This is a genomic window from Enterococcus spodopteracolus (assembly GCF_030441955.1).
Classification (GTDB): Bacteria; Bacillota; Bacilli; order Lactobacillales; family Enterococcaceae; genus Enterococcus_B; species Enterococcus_B spodopteracolus.
Genome location: NZ_JARJHD010000108.1, coordinates 1 through 452, shown reverse-complemented (window position 1 = coordinate 452; position 452 = coordinate 1). Strand labels below are relative to the sequence as shown.

Below are 452 nucleotides of genomic sequence, written 5' to 3'. Positions count from 1 at the left end.
GATTTTGCTGCATTACGGGGAAAAACAAAAAAAGAAAGGGAACCTAAGATCGAGGGGGGGATGGAAAAAGGTCAAGGAAAAGGAAAAAAAAAAGAGAAAGGGAAGGCAGGGGAAAAAGGAAAGAAAAAAAAGGGAAAAAGGAGGAGAAAGGGAAGGGGGAAAAAGAGAGGAAAAAAGAAGGGAAGGGAAGGAGAAAGGAAGAGGGGGGAGAGAGGATGGGGGGGAAGAAGGAAGAGAGAGAAAAGGGAGAAAAGGAGGGAAAAAGAGGAGGAGAAGAAGAGGAGGAAAGAAGGGGATAAAGGAGAGAGAGATGAAGGAGGAAAAAAAAGAAGAGAGAAAAAAGAGGAAGGGAGAAGGAAAGGAAAGTATGTGGGAAGAGAGGGTGATAAAGGAAAGTGAGCAGAAGGGGGAAAGGGGGGGGGAAAGGGGAAAGAAGGAAAGGAGGGAAAAGG

At 45.6% G+C, this 452-nt stretch carries 1 protein-coding gene; it reads left to right on the top strand.

From position 1 onward, the window contains the following. The coding region (locus P3R27_RS15575; RefSeq protein ID WP_301399174.1) for a hypothetical protein at window positions 1-399 on the top strand (399 nt) is incomplete at its 5' end. Window positions 400-452: the final 53 nt, after the last annotated feature.